19 protein-coding genes are annotated in these 22,332 nt (G+C 50.1%); all 19 read left to right on the plus strand.

The window, feature by feature from the left end:
* Positions 1 to 38 precede the first annotated feature (38 nt).
* From H5T67_01990 to H5T67_02080, 19 genes are read left to right on the plus strand one after another with little or no spacing between them, the layout of a single operon-like run.
* Positions 39 to 485, plus strand: a complete 447-nt coding sequence (locus H5T67_01990) for a helix-turn-helix domain containing protein (GenBank protein MBC7244090.1) — start codon at positions 39 to 41, stop codon at positions 483 to 485.
* 7 nt (positions 486 to 492) lie between these two features.
* The gene (locus H5T67_01995) at positions 493 to 1,959 is read left to right on the plus strand and encodes a radical SAM protein (GenBank protein ID MBC7244091.1); all 1,467 of its coding nucleotides are present in this window, start codon (positions 493 to 495) and stop codon (positions 1,957 to 1,959) included.
* Positions 1,950 to 2,951 (plus strand): radical SAM protein, encoded by a 1,002-nt coding sequence (locus tag H5T67_02000; protein ID MBC7244092.1) that lies wholly within the window; start codon positions 1,950 to 1,952, stop codon positions 2,949 to 2,951. The genes H5T67_01995 and H5T67_02000 overlap by 10 nt, the downstream gene beginning before the upstream one ends.
* 12 nt (positions 2,952 to 2,963) lie before the next feature.
* Positions 2,964 to 4,490 carry a glycosyltransferase family 39 protein gene (locus H5T67_02005; protein MBC7244093.1) on the plus strand — a complete coding sequence of 509 codons (1,527 nt, stop codon included), beginning with the start codon at positions 2,964 to 2,966 and terminating at the stop codon, positions 4,488 to 4,490.
* Positions 4,487 to 5,956: a glycosyltransferase family 39 protein gene (locus H5T67_02010; protein ID MBC7244094.1), complete on the plus strand. Its 1,470-nt coding sequence runs from the start codon at positions 4,487 to 4,489 to the stop codon at positions 5,954 to 5,956. The genes H5T67_02005 and H5T67_02010 overlap by 4 nt, the downstream gene beginning before the upstream one ends.
* Before the next feature lie 21 nt (positions 5,957 to 5,977).
* Positions 5,978 to 7,579 (plus strand): glycosyltransferase family 39 protein, encoded by a 1,602-nt coding sequence (locus tag H5T67_02015; protein ID MBC7244095.1) that lies wholly within the window; start codon positions 5,978 to 5,980, stop codon positions 7,577 to 7,579.
* A 13-nt stretch (positions 7,580 to 7,592) separates the two neighbouring features.
* The gene (locus H5T67_02020) at positions 7,593 to 7,946 is read left to right on the plus strand and encodes an EamA family transporter (protein MBC7244096.1); all 354 of its coding nucleotides are present in this window, start codon (positions 7,593 to 7,595) and stop codon (positions 7,944 to 7,946) included.
* Between the two features lie 20 nt (positions 7,947 to 7,966).
* The gene (locus tag H5T67_02025; GenBank protein MBC7244097.1) at positions 7,967 to 9,865 is read left to right on the plus strand and encodes a hypothetical protein; all 1,899 of its coding nucleotides are present in this window, start codon (positions 7,967 to 7,969) and stop codon (positions 9,863 to 9,865) included.
* A gap of 2 nt (positions 9,866 to 9,867) precedes the next feature.
* Positions 9,868 to 11,484, plus strand: coding sequence for a glycosyltransferase family 39 protein (locus H5T67_02030; GenBank protein MBC7244098.1), 1,617 nt, complete (start codon positions 9,868 to 9,870; stop codon positions 11,482 to 11,484).
* Positions 11,450 to 12,937, plus strand: coding sequence for a glycosyltransferase family 39 protein (locus tag H5T67_02035; GenBank protein ID MBC7244099.1), 1,488 nt, complete (start codon positions 11,450 to 11,452; stop codon positions 12,935 to 12,937). Before H5T67_02030 ends, H5T67_02035 begins: the two co-directional genes overlap by 35 nt.
* A gap of 26 nt (positions 12,938 to 12,963) precedes the next feature.
* The gene (locus H5T67_02040) at positions 12,964 to 13,692 is read left to right on the plus strand and encodes a glycosyltransferase family 2 protein (GenBank protein MBC7244100.1); all 729 of its coding nucleotides are present in this window, start codon (positions 12,964 to 12,966) and stop codon (positions 13,690 to 13,692) included.
* Between the two features lie 13 nt (positions 13,693 to 13,705).
* Complete coding sequence (locus tag H5T67_02045; GenBank protein MBC7244101.1) at positions 13,706 to 14,671, plus strand: NTP transferase domain-containing protein; 966 nt, start codon at positions 13,706 to 13,708, stop codon at positions 14,669 to 14,671.
* Positions 14,661 to 15,590 carry an SDR family NAD(P)-dependent oxidoreductase gene (locus H5T67_02050; protein MBC7244102.1) on the plus strand — a complete coding sequence of 310 codons (930 nt, stop codon included), beginning with the start codon at positions 14,661 to 14,663 and terminating at the stop codon, positions 15,588 to 15,590. The genes H5T67_02045 and H5T67_02050 overlap by 11 nt, the downstream gene beginning before the upstream one ends.
* A 1-nt stretch (position 15,591) precedes the next feature.
* Entirely contained in the window at positions 15,592 to 16,362 is a 771-nt protein-coding gene (locus H5T67_02055; protein ID MBC7244103.1) for a glycosyltransferase family 2 protein, read from the plus strand.
* Positions 16,356 to 17,207: a polysaccharide deacetylase family protein gene (locus tag H5T67_02060; protein ID MBC7244104.1), complete on the plus strand. Its 852-nt coding sequence runs from the start codon at positions 16,356 to 16,358 to the stop codon at positions 17,205 to 17,207. The genes H5T67_02055 and H5T67_02060 overlap by 7 nt, the downstream gene beginning before the upstream one ends.
* A 20-nt stretch (positions 17,208 to 17,227) precedes the next feature.
* Positions 17,228 to 17,659 (plus strand): DUF2304 domain-containing protein, encoded by a 432-nt coding sequence (locus H5T67_02065; protein ID MBC7244105.1) that lies wholly within the window; start codon positions 17,228 to 17,230, stop codon positions 17,657 to 17,659.
* Complete coding sequence (locus H5T67_02070; protein ID MBC7244106.1) at positions 17,637 to 19,286, plus strand: glycosyltransferase family 39 protein; 1,650 nt, start codon at positions 17,637 to 17,639, stop codon at positions 19,284 to 19,286. Before H5T67_02065 ends, H5T67_02070 begins: the two co-directional genes overlap by 23 nt.
* 11 nt (positions 19,287 to 19,297) lie before the next feature.
* The gene (locus H5T67_02075) at positions 19,298 to 20,569 is read left to right on the plus strand and encodes a glycosyltransferase (GenBank protein ID MBC7244107.1); all 1,272 of its coding nucleotides are present in this window, start codon (positions 19,298 to 19,300) and stop codon (positions 20,567 to 20,569) included.
* Positions 20,570 to 20,583: 14 nt separating this feature from the next.
* Positions 20,584 to 22,212 (plus strand): phospholipid carrier-dependent glycosyltransferase, encoded by a 1,629-nt coding sequence (locus H5T67_02080; GenBank protein ID MBC7244108.1) that lies wholly within the window; start codon positions 20,584 to 20,586, stop codon positions 22,210 to 22,212.
* Positions 22,213 to 22,332: the final 120 nt, after the last annotated feature.

A 22,332-nucleotide genomic window follows, 5' to 3' on the forward strand; every position in this document is an offset into this window, starting at 1 on the left:
GACATCCTTTTAGAGATTTGGATGCGAGGGGGAAGAGTATGGCGCTCTATGTGCGCAAGCTAACTGAGGCAGAGGAAGAACAACTCAAGCGTTGGTTAGCAGGCGGCGATCCAGCGATGAGACATCGTGCTAGGGTCATTCTTCTTTCGAGCCAGGGCTATCGGGTACCAGAGATAGGGCCACTGGTTAAGTCTCATCCAGCCAATCTACGCAAATGGATTCATCGTTTCAATGAACGGGGATGTGAGGGGTTGCGGACAGTGCGCTCTGGTGGCCCAAGGTTGCGCTTCTCTCCAGAACAAAGGCAGGAAATTGTTCGCCTGGCTCGAGCAAAGCCAAGGGATTTGGGGTTGAATTTTAGCCGCTGGACCCTGCATAAATTGGCCCAGCAAGCTGTGAAACACGGCATTGTAGACCGAATCAGCCACGAATGTGTACGTCAGATACTGAGAGAGGCGCAATGCCAGTATAAAGGGTATAAGTAGATAGATCATGAGGATTGCTTTAATCTCACCAAAATGGAATAAAAAGGCTAATGATTATCCGCCGCTGGGTTTGGCTTATCTAGCTGCTGTTCTGGAGCGAGATGGCCATCAGGTAAGAATTTTTGATTTTGCTTTGGATCCTTATACGGCTCTTGAGGATGATGTAAGACCTGTCTGCGCTTTTGATCCGCATCTCATAGGCATCACGGCGATGACCAGCGTGTATCACAGCGCTCTAGAGATTGCTACGTTGCTGAAAGCCTATCTGGGTAGGCCTATTGTGATTGGGGGGCCTCATGCTACCGTTTATCCAGAGCGGATATTGGCAGAGTCACCTGTGATCGACTATGTAGTTCGTGGTGAGGGCGAAGAGACGATAAGAGAGTTGGTACATGTCCTGTACGATAGTGGTGATCTCAGCACAATCAAGGGCCTCACTTACCGGCTCCGGGGCGAAATCCTTTCGAATCCAGATCGGCCGCTTATTACCGATCTAGACAACTTGCCTTTCCCTGCGCGCCACTTATTCGATTTGAAACGGTATGGTTTGTGTACTCCTGACGGGCAACCTATGTTGTCGATCTTATCCAGCCGAGGTTGTCCTTATAATTGCAGTTATTGTTTCAAGGGAATTGTTGGGCGCACTTATCGTCAACGCAGCCCAGAAAATATCATTGCCGAACTGAAGCAGGTGATTGACCAATATGGCATCCGCAATTTCTACTTCATTGATGATCTGTTCACCATTGACCAGCGACGTTTAGAGGCTATTACAGAGCAACTTATCAACGAGAAATTGGATATTCGCTGGCAATGTTTGGGGCGTGTAGACCGTGTAAATGTTGAGATTTTACGCAAGATGTACGCAGCTGGCTGTCGCCGTATACACTTTGGGATCGAATCCGGTAACGAAGAGGTTCTACAGCGTATTGGCAAGGGTATTAAGTTGGAGCAAGTGCGACAAGCAGTGCGCTGGGCACAGGAGGCTGGGATTCAAGTCAAGGGATACTTTATGCTAGGGCTTCCTGGCGACACGGAAGAGACCATGCAACAAACTGTAGATTTGGCAGTTGCGCTTAACCTGGATGAAGCAATGTTCAGTCTCACTACGCCTTTCCCCGGCACACGCCTATGGGACGAGTTAGTCAAGAAGAAACCAGAAACAGAGTATAACCAGGATTTCACTCGGGCTTATTATTACACTGATCCAGACGAAGAGCTAGTCCCATTTCTGAATGTGTCTGAGGTTTCGGACACCGTTCTCAGCCAATGGATGCGCAAAGCCCAGCGCGCCTTAGCAGAAAGTAAGTCAAAGTATCTGTATAAACAAGCATTTGGGCCGCGATTGGGCTCCATTCTGTGGCGGATTTCACGTTTTGAGCCTTTGCGAGTGCTTGCCCGCTACCTGTTGCGCTTGGGAGCGTTTAAACGCTTTGCTAGTCTCCGTATACGGAGGGTAAAGACATGGTCTTGACCAAGATAAAGCATCGCGTGCAGCGTTATCGACGCCGTGCTTCCAATCTTGCAAAATGGCTTTCTTACATCAGCGGCTGCACCCGCTTGTGGACTTATCCCGATCGCATGTATCTGGAATCCACCAATGTGTGCAATCTGAGGTGTGTGATGTGTCCAACAGGTCTAGGCCTACTCACGCGACAAAAGGGGTATATGGACTATGACCTTTTCACTCAGATCGTTGACGAGATGGCACCTCATGTGCAGACAACTACCTTACACATCTGGGGCGAGCCTCTTTTGCATCCTCGAATCTACGACATGATTGCGTATTGCCGTAGCCACGGTCTCCATAGCGAAATCTCTACAAATGCGACACTGCTGACCGAAGAGAGCAGCCACAAGATACTAGATGCAGGGCTAGGTGCTATTTATCTCTGTCTTGATGGTTCGACGGCCGAGACTTACGAGCGTGTGCGGCGCAAGGCCGATTTCGAGCAAACTCGTGAAAATATTCTGCGCTTTGCTGAGATGAAAAGCCAGCGTGGTCAAGGGCCTCGTGTCAGTGTGCAGATTATTCACATCAAACCGACTGCTGCAGAAATTGATGAGTTCAAACAGATTTGGCACATTCCTGGGGTGGATCGTGTGCATATCAAAGCTTTTGACTCCTGGGGTGACCAGGTCCAGCAAATCAGTGAATTGCGCGCTGACGATGACGAGATCGTTGTGCCTGGAAAACGCTACCATTGCCCGAATCTGTGGTACCATGTGCATATCTATTGGGATGGGACACTGGTTTGCTGCGATCGCGATTATAATGCGCTTTATCCCCTTGGCAACGTTCGTGACGGTGTGATGAAAGCCTGGAATGGTCCCCGAATGGTAGAACTGCGACGCAAACATCTGGAAGGCAATTTGGAAGACGTGCCTTCGTGCAGCAAATGCGTCGAATGGAGTTGGTGGCGACCTACACCTTTCTCATCTCATGGCAATGCCCCTCAGCGCTAAGAGGACGGGCACATGGAGGAATGTTGGACAGAAGTTGCACAGCTACCCGTCCATACCAAGGTTGGTCTGTTTGTATTGGTTGTGCTGGTTGCTTTTCTCTGGCGTTTTGCCGGGCTGGGCAAAGAGAGCATCTGGCTCGATGAAGCGACCAGCTTGATTATTGCCCGCATGGACTTGCGCTCAGAGGTCGCCTGGGCCGCTGCAGATATTCATCCCCCACTCTATTATTTCGCTTTGCATTTCTGGCTTCGTGCAGGGGAGACAGAGTTTTCCATTCGTGCACTGTCTGCAGTTCTAGGTGTGATCGCAGTTGCGATCCTGTATGCGCTGGGTCACGAGTTGTTTGGTCCACGTGCTGGATTGCTTGCTGCGCTCTTATTGGCTCTGTCACCGCTGCATATCTGGTGTTCACAGGAAGCGCGTATGTATGCCATGGTAGCCACAATGAGCCTGTGGTCAAGTTATCTCTTGCTTCTGGCTCTAAAGAAGGGGCAAACACGCTATTGGCTAGGCTATGTTCTTGTCTCTGCTGTAGCAGTCTACACGCATTATTTCATGCTCTTTGTTTTATTATCCCATAACTTATTCGCTCTCTATTGGCTGTGGCAAAACAAGAGTGCAAGGGGCATCTGGTTCAGATGGCTGATGGCGGAGCTAGCTATTTTCCTGTTGTTTTTGCCCTGGTTGCCTATCTTCTATCGCCAGGCGAGCATTCGCGGTGTAGGTTGGGAGGATAGGTACCTTAGGAGGCCTTCTATCTATGCCTTGTTGAGCACTTGGATCTATTTCAATATTGGCCTGGATAGCCGGCTTTACCCCTTGATCTTGCGCCGACTGGCTTATCTGCTGTTTGGCATTCCTATCGTGATGGCCATAGTGGCACCATTCTTGGAGCGATCAGAGGTGAATGCAGAAGTTGGGATTATTCGTGCACGCCGTGAAGGCTTGATGTTTGGCCTCCTATATACCGTCATGCCCTTGCTGACCATTTGGCTTTTGTCTCAGGTTACACCTATATATGCTATACGCTATCTGTTGCCATTCTTGCCACCCTATTATATGATTGTGGCTCATGGCATCCATATCCTGGGCCGGAATTGGCTGCGGTTTGCTCTAGTTTTGTGCCTAGTGTTGATCCTACTGGTGGGCAATTGGAATGCCTTGCGCATCGAACAAAGGGATGACTGGCGGGGGATTAGTGCTTACGTCTTGGCGCAAGCCCATCCAGGAGATGTGGTGCTTTGCTCACCACGTTGGAACGTCAAACCTTTTGATTATTATGCTCGTGGACAGGTAGCAATCAACATGGACCTTCCCATTCCTGTCACGATGCAGGCGGCGGAAGAGGTAGTAGCAGACATTGCTCAGCGCTACACACGCGTATGGCTGATCTGGCAACGTGGACATTATAGTGATCCAAATGGCATTGTGAAACAACTTCTTGATAGCCGATTTCAACTGATAGAAGCCCGCGAGTTTCGAGGCATGATGGATTTGATGCTGTACGATCTGAAAGCAGCACGAGCAGAGGGATCATGAGGATACACCAGGTTTGGGCAGGCCTCGCCCCAAAACGGAGAGCAGGGATTGGGTTGCTGCTTATCTTGCTCAGCGGCGCATTATTGCGCTTGTATGCCCTGTCGGCGGAGAGCCTGTATTTTGATGAAGTCTATAGCGTGTGGGCGGCTAGGCATAGCATTGGCTGGCTTTTCACTCTCAGCACGCAGCGCATCTTTCCGCCATTGTATTATATGCTTCTGCATCTCTGGTTGTCGCTGGGGGATAGCGAGTTTATCGTGCGCTCGTTATCCGTAGTGGTCGGTTTGGGATCTATTCTAGTCATTTATGCCTTGGCCCAAAAACTTTTTGACGCACGGGTGGGTTTGCTCAGCGCATTGTTGCTGACGATCTCGCCATTGCACATTTGGTATTCGCAGGAAGCTCGCATGTATGTCCTGGTATTGACTTTGGCTCTCTGCTCTGCCTATTTTATGTTGTTGGCACTTCGGGAGGGACGGCGCTGGCATTGGTTGGCTTATATACTGAGCACGGCTATGGCCATGAACACGCATTATTTCGTCCTTTTCCTTGCCGTTTTCGAAAATGTTTATGTGTTCTATATGCTTTTGCGACGGCGAGTGCACACCGACATCTGGAGACAATGGTTGCTTAGCCAGTTTGCTGTTGGGCTTTTGTCTGTGGTTGGATTGGCAGGCATCTTCAGTGCAGAGTCGGAGTACTGGTGGGGATTGCTGGATACCTGGCACGGCGCACCAACATGGCGGGACTTGGTCGGCACCTGGTTCAAGTTCAGTTTCGGTACGCAAGTAAGCGCGCCCGTGTTTTACTGGGTAGGCTTGCCATTGTTTGGCTTCTGTGTGGTGTGGAGTTTGATCGACTTTCGACAGAAACGTGTGGCATTGTCCTTGGATGACGGATTGGTGTTCTGCCTTTTGTATCTCGTTCTGCCTATTGGTACGGTTTTTGTTATCTCACAATTCAGATCGTTCTGGGTATTGCGCTACATCTTTCCCTTTTTGCCACCTTACTGTGTTATTGTAGCAAGAGGGATATCCAGAATGCCAGGCCGGATTCTGCCAGCGCTGATTACTGTAGCCATTGTTTTGTCTTCCCTGTGGCCCATTGCTACCATATATCGCTATGAGCAAAAAGAGGCTTGGCGTACTGTAGCGCAATATATCACTTCTCAGGAGCAACCGGACGATTTCATCTTTATGGTGGACGAGGATATCTGGTTGCCTTTTGGGCACTACTATCAGGGTTCTCTATCTTACACAGGTGTCAGTCGTGGGATAACTGATCGGGACTTTTTGGCAGCACGCGTAGGTCAAGTGCTGCTTACCCATCGGCGTATCTGGCTCGTGTTGAGCCATACCAGTAACTTTGCCCTGAAGGACTATTTGGTGACCTCACGCTATACAAAACTGGTTTCGGAAAAGCATTTTACCGGTGTAGAGGTTGACCTATTTACCATAAATCCTTAGCGCACAGAGGGTGATCAGGGTATGCAGCTGTTGTCCAAATATCGCTTGATCTTGATATTGACTCTGGGTTTGTTTTTGGCTGTGATGCGGCTTAATGAGCATTTGGTGCCGGCTGGCGATAATGCAACTTATATTGTTCTAGGCCAGTCCCTGGTTATGGGTAAGGGCTACAAAATGATCAGCGACCCTCGTTCGCCCGAGATGGCTTTGTATCCACCTGGCTATCCCTTGTTGTTGGCTGGAGTGCTTGCTTTAACAGGCACAATGCATGACCTATTAGCGGCGATCTTGCCGTTGAAATTGCCATCGCTGCTGTTTTTTCTCGGAGTCATTGCATTGGTCTATGATCTGTTGCAAAAGCGGAATACCCTTCTAGCAACAATGGCTGCATTGCTTACGGCTGTGAATCCATTCCTCCTGCAATTTGCCACGGAGGTCGGTACCGAAATTCCCTATCTCTTCGTTTCTCTCTGTTGCCTCTACCTGTTTGATCGCCATTGGCAAAAGTCGAGTGATAGGAACGTCTTGGCGATTGCTGTGTTGGCGGTGTTGGCATTCTACATCCGTTCCATCGCGCTGGTTCTGGCGCTTGCTCTTGTGGCCCACTTATTTGTGCGGCGGAGATGGAGGCATGCCTTATTGCTGCTAATCAGTATAGGAGTCCTGGTGGCCCCCTGGTTTATCCGCGGCAGCTTGCTACCCACAACGGGCACCTCCGTAGGGCTGGGACGCAGCTACTTTGCTCTGTACTTCGCCAGCGATCCGTATGGCACAGAGCGAGCCAGTCTATCGGATTGGGCAGCACGACTGGCTCAGAATATCTATACCTATGCATTGGAAATATGGCCCAACATCCTCTTCCCCCATGTATTTAGGGTGAGTGCATGGTTAGAGCGCCTGGGAGTTATTTTCATATTGTTGTTCTCGGGATTGCTTCTGTTTGGTTTCATCCTGGAAGCCCGGCATGGGCATGTCTCCGAGTGGTATGTAGCGCTCTTCTTTCTGTCCTGTTTGTGTTATCTGTGGCCTGCACTCAGATTGGTTGTGCCTATTGTTCCGTTTGCCATCTACTATTTCTTGGTGGCAATTCACCATGTGTTACAGCAAGTACAGCGTTGGTGGCATTCTCGTGGCCTACGCTCTAGGCAGGTTGAAATAGCTGTTTTGGCCGTGTTGTGCGCTGTGTTGACCCTATCGGCCTTGGTTCGTAATATTCGCAATATCCAAAACAATCTGCGTTATGGATTGGGGCATCCAGTGGCATTGTACTACTCCGCTGATGCCCAATGGAAGAACTATTTGCTTGCCATAGACTGGGTTACACAGCACGCTGCCCCGCACAGCATCGTGATGTGTCGCAAGCCAGATTTGCTGTATATTCTCACTGGATACCATGCTTTGGAGTATCCCTACTCAGCGCAGGCAATGGACTTGAAATGGAGTGTGCTTGAGAATCACGTGGCGTATATCATCGAGGATGCGTTCCGTTGGACACTTACAACCGCGGACTACTTGCGCCCTGCATTGAATGCTTGGCTCGCTGCAGAGCCCGATGCGCTTTCTCTGGTTTATGAAACTGACACGCCTCGCACCAGAGTGTGGTGTGTTAATCAATCGAATTAGGAGAGGAATGCAAATGGATCCCAAAATTCTGTTGTTCTTTGCCATCTTTGCTGCCGTCACAGGTCAGTTGCTGATGAAGACAGGGTTGAATCAGCTTGGCGCGTTGACTGACATCAATGTGGCGGTATTCTTCCGCATGGTTTTCAACCCTTATGTCTTTGGTGGGATTGTTTCGTATGGGGTTGGGTTTATTGCCTACCTGTTTGCCCTGTCCAGGCTTGATCAGAGCTTTGCCTATCCCATGTTTGCGTTGGGGTATGTGCTTGTGCCCCTCTACAACTGGATTGTAATGCATGAGCCATTCTCTGTTGCGCGGCTGGTGGGCATCCTGTTGGTCTTGCTGGGAGTCTCGCTGATCAGCAGGTAGCAGACGAGGTGCAAAGCCACATGGAAGCCAAAATCAGAGTCAGCGACAGATGGCGCTGTGGCGCTTTGAGCACATATTGGGTAGTGTTGGGGGCATTTACAATGCTGAGCCTGATCCTGACTTATCCCCTTGTCAAGGATCTAGGTTCGAAGGTCCTTGGGCCGCCAGCACCTGGTGATAATTTCTATTACGTGTACGAGATTTGGTGGTTCAAGCACGCCCTGTTCGATTTGCATGTGTCTCCGTTTTTCAATCCTAACATGTTCTATCCCTTTGGCTACCACATGACTTTGTCCGAAACGACGCTATCGCACACTATTCTGGCCTTACCCCTAACTTTGGCTTTTGGCGAAGTCGTCGCCTACAACTTAATAATATTCCTTTCCTTTGTACTATCCGGATTAGCCATGTACTTATTCGTGCTACAACTTACAGGAAACCGAATAGCGGGACTGCTCAGTGGCATCGTGTTTGCTTTCAGCCCTTATCGCATGGCTCATTTGGGTGTTGGGCATTTGCCTCTCATGGGTACACAGTGGCTGCCTCTGCTTTTTATCTATCTGAGGAGAATGGTTTTGCAGCAACGTGGCCGTGATGCTTTTATGGCCGGGCTTTTCTACAGCTTTGGAGCCCTATCAGCTTGGTACTATGCGTATATCTTTGCCCTAGCTGGATTCCTGTATGTATTGTTTTGCGGCAGACCATGGCGCCAGCATTTGTGGCAACGGCGCTTTCTGCAGGGTGTTCTCGTTTTTGTAACGGTATGCCTTTTGCTGGTGGGGCCCTTGGTAGTACCGGTTACCCGATTGTGGAAGGAGGGAAGTCGGCCCCAATCTCTAAGTTATCTCGATTATTTCTCAGCCAGCCCTCTGGATTTTGTTTATCCCAATGTGATGCATCCCCTGTGGGGCCAATGGCTGCTGGAGCGATATCCTCTGAACATCCATGAGAATGTCCTTTCCCTCGGTTGGGTTCCGTTGATATTGGCGGTTATCGCTTTGTGGCGTTGTCGTGACAAGGTGCGAGCAACATTTCTATGGTTATTTCTGATCTTTGGGATCATCGCCTTAGGGACAACATTGCATTTGGGGAATACGCGGGTCTATATTGCAGTGCCACCATGGCTGGAACGGCTGTTTACACTGGGCATGGGGTTTCTCACCAAGCGCCTGTCGTTTTATCCTCTCTCTTCCTATACTTTGCGTGAGCCAGAAGCGATCTACGTGCCTTTGCCCACATTGCTGTTGGTGCTTTATCTGCCTTTCTTCAATGCTATGCGTGTGTGGACCCGATTTGGACTCATTTCGATTTTCAGTGTCGCGGTCCTGGCGGGATATGGATTTCAGCGACTGTACGAGACCAGAGTGATCTCCAAAAGGAACAATCCGCCCCACCTTGGTGGCCTGGTGACGGCAATTGTTATGTTTGCTCTGGTCCTTCTAGAGTTCGCTGTATTTCCTTATGCGCTAGGAACTAGTCGGGTGGAGGCACGGCCAGTGGATCTCTGGCTTAGTCGTCAAGAGGGCGACTTTGCAATCATGGAGTTCCCAGTTATTAAGGCTGTATCGGGTCGCACATTATATGCGATGCGCATTCATGGCAAAAAGATCTCTTTTGGTTATGGCACTTTCTTTCCTTCTGCTTTCAACGAGCAGCGCACCGTGTTGGATACATTTCCCAGTGCTGCTAGCATTGCCTTGTTAAAGCAATGGGGAGTGCGCTATGTTTTGGTAGGTGCGTACAGTTATGGTGCTAACTGGCCACAGCTCGAGCGGGAGCTAGCGACAGCCTCAGGCCTGAAATACGTCTTAGTCATGGATGATGTTCCAATTTATGAGGGAGACCGAATCCTGCGTCTGTTGCCAGGAACAGAGCCAGCATTTATTGTTGATCGTGTCTATGTCTATGAGGTACAGTGAGTATGTCAACTTTGCGTGTTGAGCGCAGGCAATTCGTCATCGGTCTGATACTGGCCACTTGCACAATGGTAGCGATTCTGCTCACATTGAGTGATGTCGGCGTGACCTGGGATGAGCCATTGTACCTGAAGGCTTCACGTGGCTACATGACCTGGTTGGGACTGCTCAAACAAGGCCTGCAGCAGCGTGACCTGCGTGAAGCATTTTCGGATGCATCCATTACCCGTTGGTGGATGCAGCACCCGACTCTGGAACTGCATCCTCCGTTGGGCAAGTTCTTGTCTGGCCTGACGTGGGCTGCTTTACGGGGCGTGCTAGGCGATATTGCTGCTCATCGCGTGAGCAATGCAGCACTATTTTCACTCCTGGTGGCATTGGTATTTTGGATGGTAGCCTCTGCCTACGATACAGCGAGTGGCATCTTTGCTGCTCTATCTTTGGTGCTCATGCCACGTATGTTCCTCCATGCTCACTTGGCCAACATTGACACTACGGTAGCCATTACCTGGTTCTTAGCGATGTACCTTTTCTGGAGATACGTAGCCAAGCCCAGTTGGTTTCTGGTCCTCTGCACGGGGATTGCTTATGGCCTGGCATTTGGAACCAAATTGAATGCCATCGTTATGCCTTTAGTGTGGGTTATCTGGGTGCTGCTGTTTGACCGCAACTGGCGCGCGTTAGCCAAGCTAATCCTGATGGGGATCATTGGCATTGGGGTTTTCATCGCTATATGGCCTTGGTTGTACCACGATACAGTAAATCGCCTGCTATACTATTTCTTCATGGCATCGCGTTTCAAAGACCGGCCCCAGTTCTACCTAGGTCAGACGCCAGCGCATGTGCCTTGGCATTATCCATTCGTCATTACATTGGCTGTGGTGCCTTTGGTCATCACGGTAATGTATGTATTGGGATTCGTTCGAGTTGTGCGCAGCAGGTCAGACCGAACGGGCTGGCTGCTCATTCTGAATGCATTGGTGCCTCTGCTCATCGCTGCTACTCCATTCCAAGCGGTATATAGCGGCGAAAGGCACTTTATCCCTGCTTACCCGTACCTGGCTTGTCTTGCTGGAGTGGGATTTGGCAGTGTGTTGAGCCTGTTGAGTGCGACTTGGCAGCGGTTCTACCAGCAGGTTAGCCCACGCCAAGCCCGTTGGCTATTTGGCTTGCTGTTAGTTTTGCTTCTCATACCACCGTTGTTTTCCATCGTTGACATCCACCCATATGAATTGTCTTACTATAGTGAACTGGTGGGGGGACTGCCCGGAGCTACCCGACTGGGGCTAGAAACCACTTTCTGGTGTGAGACGTATCGAGACGCGCTGCCGTATCTGAACCAAAACGCCGAGCCCGGGGCCATTGTATGGGCGGAAAATCCTTTTGTCTTACGCCTCTATCAGCGCTATGGTTTGTTACGGGAAGATCTGGATGTAACGGGAGGGGACATTGTCAGTCCTTATGAAGCTGATTACGCAGTAGTTGAGATGCGTCAAACTGGGTTCAGCTATACGCCAGAGGTGGTGGATATCCTGCGCGAATACTCACCAGTGTATGCTCTGGATTACAAAGGGGTCGTATTGCTATATGTTTATCGTCTCAGGCAGAAAGAACAAGGCTGAGGTAGTCGAAATGGTATCCAATTTGTACAAGAGGATAACGAATCTGTGGCGAGGTCATTTTCACCTTGAATTGCCGAAAGTAGATCTTGTCTTGCTCCTGATCTTGGCACTAATGGCTGCCATTGTTATGTTCTGGCGCCTGGGTGAGGGTAGTCTAGGGGACTATGATGAAGCGGCCTATGCACAGATCGCGCGGGAAATGCTATGGCGGAATGACTTTAACACTTTGCGTTGGAACGGCGTGGAGTTCTTCGACAAGCCTCCGCTGTGCTTATGGTTCACTGCATTGGCCTACAAGGTATTTGGCATCAATGAGTTTGCGGCGCGGGTCGTATCTGCTTTTTCCGGTGTATTGGTCATCTTGCTAGTCTATATGCTAGGACGTGATCTGTTTGGCAAACGCATTGTGGGTCTGGGCGCGGCTATCATCCTGCTGGCTATTAACCGTAATCTTTCCAGCCATAGCTGCAACTTCGTTAGTTTAGCGCGTGTAGGAATGCTCGATGCACCTCTGATCCTGATGATGACCCTGTCTGTCTGGTTTGTCTGGCGTGGCCAGCGAGATGCCAAGTGGCTCATCTGGCTGGGGATACCACTTGGTCTGGGGCTGATGGTGAAGAGCGTTGCCGGATTGATGGCCTATGGCATTGTAGTGCTCTTTTTGCTCACCAGTGCAGGGTTGTTCTGGAAACAGAAGGAGATCATCTGGGGATTTCTGCTCTCGCTGCTGGTGGCAGTACCCTGGCATCTGGGTCAGTTGCTGATCTGGGGTCGGTCTTTCTGGGATTCTTACATGGTTTCTTTGACTGTGGGTTACGTAACCGGTGAGCAGGGTCATATGCGGGATCCTTTTTTCTATTTCCGCATTATACGGCAAGGTTTTCCCATTTTGTATCCGCTCATAGCATTAGCAGTCCTGTACGGGATATACCGGGCTCTGCGTCATAGGGACCGAGCGGCAACCCTCTTGTTGTGTTGGACACTGGTGCCCATGTTATTGTACAATATCTCACGCAGCAAGATAGGCTGGTATATCATTCCCGTTTATCCAGCGTTGGCATTATTGACCATGAACCTGCTGGCTGCAGTGTTGCGCAGGGAGCTGGCTCTTCTCCTTGTCCTAGTAACTACTGTGGCTTTTCATCCCATCTTGCCTTCCGCCAGAGACTTCAATCCGGATGTGAAGTCAGTGGCTTCTTACAGCAAATATGTGGTTAGCGAAAATGCCATCATGGTGAATTATTGGCCAGGCTCATATTGGATTAGACCCTCGGCCTTGTTTTATGCAGGCCGGCCACTGCTTCTGGTAACCGATGAGCAGGCATTGCGGCGTTTGTTTATGAGCGGAGAAGATTGCTACGTGCTGGCTGATTGGGTATATTGGGAACCGCTGCAAGAACTGGGAGAGGTCATATATCGTTCTGGAAATTATGTCTTAGTCAAAGCGAAATGAGTGCTCAGAAAGAGCGAGGGTAGTTGATGTCTTCAAATATATTCCTATCTATCACCGCACCCGCCTACAACGAACGCGAGAATATCGAGAAATTGGTAACTTATTGGGAAGACATCTTTGCCCGTGATGGCATCCAGGGCGAAATAGTCATCGGCGAAGATGGCAGCACCGATGGCACTAAGGACATCTTGCGGGACCTCCAGCGCAAATTCGACAACCTGATAGTAGTAGATCACGCCGTCAATCAAGGATATGGTTATGCCTTGTCCAGTGCTATCGCTCGCTCTAGGGGCGACTATGTCTTGACCATTGATTCAGATGGGCAATTTGATGCCGCTGAATACGCGCTTCTGTTGGCAGAGATGCAAAAAGGCTATGATGTGGTCACTGGCTACCGGCGCCACAAGCAGGACCAGCCATTGCGGGTGATCGCTGATCGAGTACTCAACCTTATTATCCGTGTTTTATTCCGCCTATCTTTGCGCGATACCAATTGTGCGCTAAAACTTCTGCGAGGTGATGTAGCACGACGCCTTACAGTGGAGGCGCGAGGATACCCGACACCCACGGAATTGCTAGTGCGCGCTCATACTTTAGGTTATCGCATTGGTGAGGTGGGCATTACTCACTACGAACGAGCCGGGGGGAAAACCAAGTTGAAGGCCCTGCGTACGAGTTGGCATATGCTCTTATTCTTGATTTACTTGAAATACAAGCAAATGCTCTTTAGGGCAAAGATTATCAACAGCTTTTAAACTTGGAGGAATCTTGTCACAAAAATTACTCGGGGTCATTTTAGCTGCTGGCAAAGGCGGCCGTATACAACCGTTAAACTTATACCTGCCCAAGCCCTTGCTGCCGGTGTGTAACAAGCCCATCATCCAATACCAGTTGGAAGATATGCGCAAGATCGGCGTACGCGATGTGATTATTGTCGTTGGTCATTTGAAGGAAGAGATTATCTCCTACTTTGGTGATGGTTCTTCTCTAGGTCTACATATCCGCTATGTCGAGCAGCAGGAAACACTGGGCATTGCCCATGCCGTGGCGCAACTGGAAAACGTGGTTGATTCGCCATTTATCCTGTTCCTGGGTGACATCTTTCTCGTGCCCAAGGACTTGCAATCCATGGAGCGCATGTTCTGGGAGCGCCGCGCAGGAGCTGTATTGGCTGTCAAGCGGGAGAAAAACCCGGAGTACGTCCGACGCAACTTTGCCGTAATCCTGCATGCTAGTGGTACCGTCACGCGGGTGATTGAGAAGCCGCGTTATGTGACCAGTGACCTCAAAGGGTGTGGCGTATATATTTTTGACCTGGCTATTTTCGATGCCATCAGGCGCACACCACGGACAGCGCAGCGCGATGAGTACGAGATTACGAATTCGATCCAAATCCTCATTGACGATGGCTTTCCCGTCTATCCCGCAGAAGTCATTGATTGGGATATGAACATCACTTTTGCCTGTGATTTGCTGGATTGCAACTGCAATCAACTTCAGCGGCTAGGCAAGCCATATCTGGTGGGACGGAATACGACGATCCATCCGGGTGCCATGCTGGTGGGGTCCGTGCTCGGAGATGATGTAACAGTGGAGAATCCGATTACGATCGAGGATTCGTTGATTCTCTCCGGCACGCGTATTACAACCACGCAGGATATCCATCGCATGCTATTGACTCCTGATGTCAGTATTGATTGCTCTTCTGAGAAGGGGTTGAACTGTGGATTATAAAAGAGCGCTGATAACTGGAGGGGCAGGGTTTATCGGCTCTCATCTGGTAGAGCGGCTTCTGCAAGAAGGCCTGCAGGTGGTAGTGCTGGACGATTTATCCGTCGGCAAGCGCGAGAATGTACCAAAGGAAGCCGAATTTATACTGGGTGATGTTCGAGACCCTGCTGCAGTGGCAACAGCCGTGTCTGGTGTGGACGCTGTTTTTCACTTGGCAGCTAGAGTCAGTATACGCGCTTCGGTAGCTGGTTTTTATGAGGATGCAGAAACTAACCTCATGGGCACCCTCAATGTGTTGCGCGCCTGCGCCTCCGCGAGGATTAAGAAGTTTGTCTACGCTTCTTCCATGGCTGTTTATGCTGATGCTGAGAAACCTGTTCCCTTGCCTGAAACACACCCCACAGTACCGATATCGCCTTATGGTGTTGCCAAACTAGCCAGCGAAAGATATGCCATGCTGGTGGCAGAGCAATCTGGTTTTCAGGCGGTAGCCTTACGCTATTTCAATACTTATGGTCCGCGACAAGGTTTCACTCCATATGTGGGGGTTATCACCATTTTCATTCAACGCCTACTGCGTGGCGAACCACCATTGATCTTCGGTGATGGTGAACAGTGTCGTGATTTTGTGTATGTCGGCGATGTTGTTGAAGCTACGTTTCGCGCTTTGGTGCGCCCTGTGCATGGGGAAGTATGCAATGTTGGTTCTGGTGTAGGCACCTCGGTGAACCAGTTGGCTGCTTTACTCTGTGCGCGTATGCATCCTGGCATTGAGCCTCAGCATATACCCGCACATCCTGGTGAACTGCGCAACTCTGTTGCTGATATACGCAAAGCCCGAGAACTACTTGGGTATGAACCGCGTGGTCGGCTGGTGGAAAAAATTGACGAAGTCATTGCTTGGAATCGAGGGAGTATGTAGCATGAGCGCTTCCACAGCAAAGACTCTTTTGATTATACCTGCTCACAACGAAGCGAACAACATTGGACAGGTCTTGGCCGAGGTGAGAGATACCGGACTTGAGCTAGACATATTGATCGTTGACGACTATTCGACCGATGACACCGCGCTTGTTGCTCTTGATGCTGGAGCGCGTGTGCTGCGCTTGCCCTGCAATCTGGGCTATGGTGGTGCAGTACAGGCAGGTTTTCGCTACGCCGTTCACTACGGCTACGATTTTGGGGTGTTGATGGATGCAGATGGACAGCATGCAGCTAGTTGTATCGCAGATCTGTTGCAGGTAGTACAATCAGGTAAGGCAGATTTTGCGCTTGGTTCCCGTTTTTTAGGGCGGATGGAGTATCGCACTACTTTTTTCAAGCGCGTGGGGATGGCTTTCTTCAGCCAGGTAGTCTCGCGCATCACAGGGCGGCATATCACCGATGCAACCTCTGGCTTCCAGGCCTTCAATCGTGAGGTGATGGAATTTTTTGCTAAGGACAATTATCCTGTTGATTTTCCTGATGCTGATACCATCTTGCTGCTGCATTTTGCCGGGTTCCGTTTAGCCGAAGTGCCCGTTGTAATGCGTGAAAGATTGAGCGGGCAATCTATGCATTCTAGTTGGAAACCTATCTACTACATATTCAAGATGTTTCTTTCTATTTTTATTGTTTTATTGCGCCAGCGTACCCATAGCAATGCCGTGCGGCGAGGTCAGAGTCCGCTAAGAGAAGGACCTTCACCGTGTTGAACGCATTGACGATAGACTTGGAGGATTGGTATCATCCCGAATTGGTGCGTCCCCGGCTGTCGTCCGCTGAGCAGGAGGCGCAGATTGAACAATCCACTTGGCCGCTTTTGGATTTGCTGCAGGAGCGAGGAGTTAAAGCCACTTTCTTTGTTGTGGGCCAAGTGGCTCAACGACATCCAAGTCTTATCGAGGCTATTGCTGCGCAAGGTCATGAACTGGCCTGCCATGGAATGAGCCACAGGCCATTGTGGGAGATGACACCGGATGAATTCCGCACCGAGTTGGAAGAGTTCGGTCAAGTCATATCAGCGCTTGTGCCTGGGACCGAGATCATTGGTTTTCGCGCTCCCACCTTTTCTCTGGATAACCGGACGCATTGGGCATTGGGTATCCTAGCAGAGTTTGGGTATCGGTACGATTCGAGCGTGTTTCCGCTGCGCACTCCGCTTTATGGAGTTAGCGGCTGCCCGCTCACAATCTACCGTCCTTCCGCAGGAAACATTGCAGTGCCTGATGATCATGGTGCACTGCTTGAATTCCCTATGTCCGTGTGGTCATGGGCAGGTCTGAAGATACCTGTGGGCGGTGGCGTTTACTTACGGATTTTGCCGCTTGCTTTAGTCAAATTTTGTTTGAGACAAATTAACAGTGAAAGGCCTTTTGTCATTTATGTGCACCCTTGGGAAACGTATCCCAATACGCCGCGATTGGAACTGCCTTTGCCAGCCCGCTTAGCTACATATCACAACATTGGCAAGATGCTGCCTCGACTCGCAGCGCTGTTGGACGCATTTTCCTTTGCGCCGATGAGAACTGTGCTCGAAGACATTGGGGAATTGAAATGAGCGCTTGGTTGAATGATTGCTTGCGCCTCGCTTTGCAGGAGGAGGATGTTATGGAATTTCGGGCTCGCCTTTTTGCGATCGTGCTGGGCCTCGCAGTCTTGTTATTTGTGATCAACTTGGTACGCACAAGGAAATTGAAAGAAGAATTTGCCCTATTATGGCTACTCACAGGTGTGGTGTTGGTGCTCACCCCTTTGTTCATCGATTATTTGGATATGCTTGCATATACCCTTGGGATCGAGTACCCACCAGCCCTGATTTTTGTGCTAGCCATTATTTCTTTATTGTTTATTCTTTTCCAGTTCTCTATGCGTTTTTCTCGTATGAGCGATCAGATCAAAGTTTTGATCCAGGAACTGGCATTGCTGCAAGCCCGGCTTGAAGTGCTTGAGCAAAAGGCTAGCGATGAAAAAGGGAGAAGCGATACAAATGACGAATGTGACACGAACTAATCCCAGAAGGAATGAAGTCCTAACTATTGCTGCTCTGTGCCTTTTGACTGCGTTGGTGCGTCTGGGGGCATTGTTGCTGCCACAGCGCATTGTGTGGGGTGATGAGCCTTTCTACCTCTGGTTGGGGCGTAACTGGCTCACTGGAAGAGGCTACACTTTTACTGGCTACTCCGATGTACACCATACGCCGATGTATCCATTGCTGTCTGGGCTGTTCTATCTTCTTACCCACAACATGGAGTTGGCTAGCGACATTTGTTACGTATTGTTTGGCGTACTATTGGTCATCCCAATGTATCTGCTAGCAAAAGAAATGTACAGAAGGGAGGTAGGTTATATTACTATAGCCCTGCTCGCTATCTATCCGGCTGTTGCCACAGCGCCGCTTTTCTGGGGCACGTTGACCGAGCCCCCTTATTATTTCTTTGTCTACACTGGCCTGCTCATGGCCCTCCTCGCTATGCGTCGAGAACGTCTCTGGTCTTATCTTTTGGCCGGCATCTGCTTCGGCCTGGCCTACTTGACCCGTCCTGAGGCCGTGGCGTACGTGGCTATAGGTGGTCTGTTACTGGCTTTGGTCAGGCTCTTTGAGCGAAAATTATTCACGCGTCGGACACTGGTTGCGTTGACGCTTTATGTTGTAGGGTTTTTGCTATTGTTTTTGCCCTATGCCTATTACGTTGCTCGAGAGACTGGCTCGTGGATGATCAGTGAGAAAGCAGGAGTGACTTTTGTAACATGTATCGGTCTTTCCGAGGGTGATACGAAAGCTTTTGACCAGGCTACTTGGGGATTGGACTCCACTGGGCGGGAGGTGTTCTTTTTCTCCCGCGAGAGCTACCATGTGAGCATGTGGAATGTCATCCGTGCGTATCCTTCTGAATTCATGCAGTTGTTCATTCGGAATGTACGCCGTTTTATCAACTATTTGCTCTCCTGGCGGCTGTTTTCTTATTACTTTTTGCCTCTGATAGGTCTTGCCTTCTTCAAAAGGCCTTGGGACAAATTCCGGACGAAGGGGGAATTGCTCTTGCTGGCATCCCTTATGCCGGTAGGGGTTTTCTTGCTGTTCTTCATCCAAGATCGCTATATTGCTACTGTGCTGCCCACTCTGGTTATCTGGCTGGCTTTGGGTGCTTATGAACTAGGACTGTGGCTCAGTCAAACTGTGGCGAATCTGCTTGCTGGGCACGCACTACGACGCCGTTGGCTGACTGTTTTGGTAGCGGTTCCCACCCTAGTCCTCCTCGTTTGTCTCATCTTGCTTCAGCCGAGGATCATTGAAGACTACACAACGACAGGATCCTTCCGTCCAGAACATAAAGCCGTAGGACTTTGGCTAAAGGAGCATATCCCTCAGGGTTCTACAGTAATGTCTCGCTATCCAGCAATTGCTTTTTACGCCGATGCTCGTTGGAAACCCACTCCGAATGCCAAGTATGAGCAAGTTCTGTCTTATGCGCGAGCCAATCAGGTGGATTACTTTGTTTTGGATGAGCTCGAGACACGCGAACTACGTCCACAACTCGCTTTTCTGCTGAATGAGTATGCGACTCCCGCTGAGCTGGAACTGTTTCACGTGGTGCGCAGCACAGATGGGAAACTAGTGGTATTCAAATTGAGATAGTGTGAAAGCCTATGGAACTCAGCGTCGTTATCCCTGCTTGGAATGAAGCGGACAATTTGGTCAAACTGTTGCCCCAGTTACATGCCGTATTATCGAATCTTGGCTGCGAATACGAAGTTCTCGTAGTAGACAACCATTCGGCAGATGCTACAGAGGAGGTCTGTAGAGCTGCGGGGGTTGTTCTGTTGCAACAGAATGAGCCAGGCTATGGTGGAGCATTGTGGGCAGGGTTCGGTCATGCCTCGGGTGAGTACATCTTGACTATGGATGCAGACTTATCCCACACACCGGATTTCATCCCGCTTATGTGGAATGAGCGTGCGAAAGCCGATGTCATTGTTGCTTCTCGCTATGTAGAGGGCGGGAGCACGGATATGCCGTGGTACAGGCATATCTTGAGCATTATTCTCAACCGCGTTTATACACGAGTCCTATCCCTGCCGATAAGAGATATTTCCAGCGGGTTTCGCCTCTATCGTGCGTCCATCCTCCGCAGTCTCGACTTGCAGAGCAAGGATTTCGACGCACTGGAAGAGATTTTGATCGAGTGCTATGCGCAGGGTTATACGATTCTAGAAATGCCAATGCACTACATGCCAAGGGAACAAGGCAAGTCAAAGGTGAAGTTGTTGCGATTTGGCATAGCCTACTTGAACACTTTGTTCCGTATGTGGAAGTTGCGCAACTCGATAAACTCCGCTGATTATGACGCGCGTGCTTTTGACAGCGTCATCCCTCTGCAGCGCTATTGGCAGCGCAGGCGTTATGCCATTATCCTGGGGATGCTTGACCGCTCCAAGCGATGTCTGGATGTTGGCTGTGGGTCTAGCCATATCCTTCGCGGTTTGAGTGCAGATTCGATTGGGTTGGATATCAAATTGAACAAACTCCGTTGCGCACGGCGTTACAAGCGTCCCCTAGTCAATGCCAGCGCATTTGCTTTGCCTTTTGGCGATGGGGTCTTCGATCAGGTGCTTTGTTCAGAGGTTATCGAGCATCTCGAAGCGAGCGAGCAGCCCTTTCGCGAGATGAATCGCGTGTTGAAAAAGAGAGGCAGGCTGGTGATTGGCACGCCTGACTATGGAAGCCGGGTCTGGCCAATTTTGGAACGGCTATACAAGTTTTTTGCACCGGGTGCGTATGCGGATGAGCATATCACTCACTACACGCGCGAAAGTTTGTTGCGCGTGCTACAAAAGCATGGATTCCAATGTTGCCAGTGGAAGTACATCTGGGGTGCTGAGCTGATCGCCTCGTTCACCAAGGGCGACTGTGCCGGCTAGGAGCTCTGCAGGCGATGCGAGTCAAATTTTTTCTCGAGAACTGGCATTCGATAGCCTTGCTATTGATCCTTTTGATGGGGCTTGTCTGCCGGTTGTATCGCTTGGTACCTCCAGAGGTCGGGTTGCTTTATGCTCAAGATGCTGATGAAGGGGTCTATGCCACGACAGCTCAGTTGGCTTTGCAAGGCTATCTGCCGTATCGCGACTTTTTCACGCCTATGCCCCCGCTGGCCATTTATCTATTCATGGTTGTATTGCGCATATTCTATCATCCTTGGGGCAGTCCTACCGGTCTGATGGCCTTGCGCTATGCCTCTGTTGCCTATGGCTTGTTTACCGTGTTGCTTACCTTCTTCGCTGCTAACCTGATTGGGGGGAAAAGAAGCGGTTTACTGGCTGCCGCCATTGTGGCTGTTGACGGTATTGTTGTAGCACAAGACCGGCGTGCCATGCTGGAATCTCTTACTAACCTTTTCTCCCTTTTGGCTATCCTCTGTTACTTGCTTGCCCTTCGTGCGCCCAACGTGAAGGATGGGTTGCGAAAGAAACCCAACTCCCTGATTCTGCTTGCTGGTTTCTTCTGTGCCCTTGCCCTGCTCAGCAAGGGCACAGCGATTGTTCCTCCCCTTGTGATTGCGTTGGCGATTTTCATGCAGCGTCGTTGGCGCGAAGTGTGGTGGTTTGTTGTTTCCTTCCTGGGCAGTTACTTGTTGTGTGCTGGGCTCTTTCTGATTACCTGTCCTACAGACTATATCAAGCAAATGTATCTCTTTCATTTGCTGCGCCCATGGGATGGGACTGCGCACCCGTTGGCTAGGTTGGCGGAAATATGGAACTACCCTTGGTCCTGGATCACGGTGCGGATTTCTCTCGTGGGAGTGGCAATAACCTTTCTCGCTGGTAAAAAAGTGCGCCACCGCCGCCTGTGGTTATTGGTATTGGCTTGGGCTGTATTGGTATTGCTCCTGTTGCTGAGCAGTCGTACCTACTGGGCCACGTATTTTTCCCAACTGGCTGTGCCATTAGCCATTTTAGGTGGCCTCTTGTTCAATCAGGAAATGGAGCATGACATGGCTAGTCCGCTAGACCGTTTACCAGTGGCTTCGCAGCAGTTGTGGTCAATGCTGCAAGTAGCGGTTTTTGTTGCGTTGCTTGGCCTAGGCTTTCCGCGGCTGTTGCTTCAGTTTGGCTCAACTAAAGCCGCTTTGGAGCAGATCAAACCCGCCTATGTGGAAATTAGCACACACATTCGTAGGCACCTTCCCGATAGTGTACCTATCCTGGCTTTCGAGACGAATTACACTTTTCTATCCTCCCACCCGCCGGCTGGTGCCCGGGAAGGCTCTTTTTTCATTGACAGTTACGGCGAAATGCTCTATCGGAATCTAGGCATACCGGATAAGCCCATTCCAGTTTTGCTGGAAGTCTGGGTGCGATCGACGCGGGTTAGAGCACAAGAAGTTTTTCACCAGCAGCCGGCGCAAAGGGAAGTGCTTGCTATTTTCACTCGAGCACCTTACATTATTTTGGATGGACGTGCTCTGAAGCAACTTTCACCCGATACCACTGCGTATATCCGCTCTCACTCGCAGGTGCTCAAATCTGCATATGCTGCCGAACTGCGCATGCGCCTCGCGGAGTGACTGTACTTTGCACAGACCCCATGCTGTTTCGACGGCATGATATTCTGTGCTGCCGGCTCTGGGCAGTATTGCAGAAATTTCATGCACTGAGCGTGCCTTTATATCTTGTTTTCATGTAAC

It is taken from the genome of Chloroflexota bacterium, from assembly GCA_014360905.1.
In the GTDB taxonomy this organism is placed as follows: domain Bacteria; phylum Chloroflexota; class Anaerolineae; order UBA2200; family UBA2200; genus JACIWX01.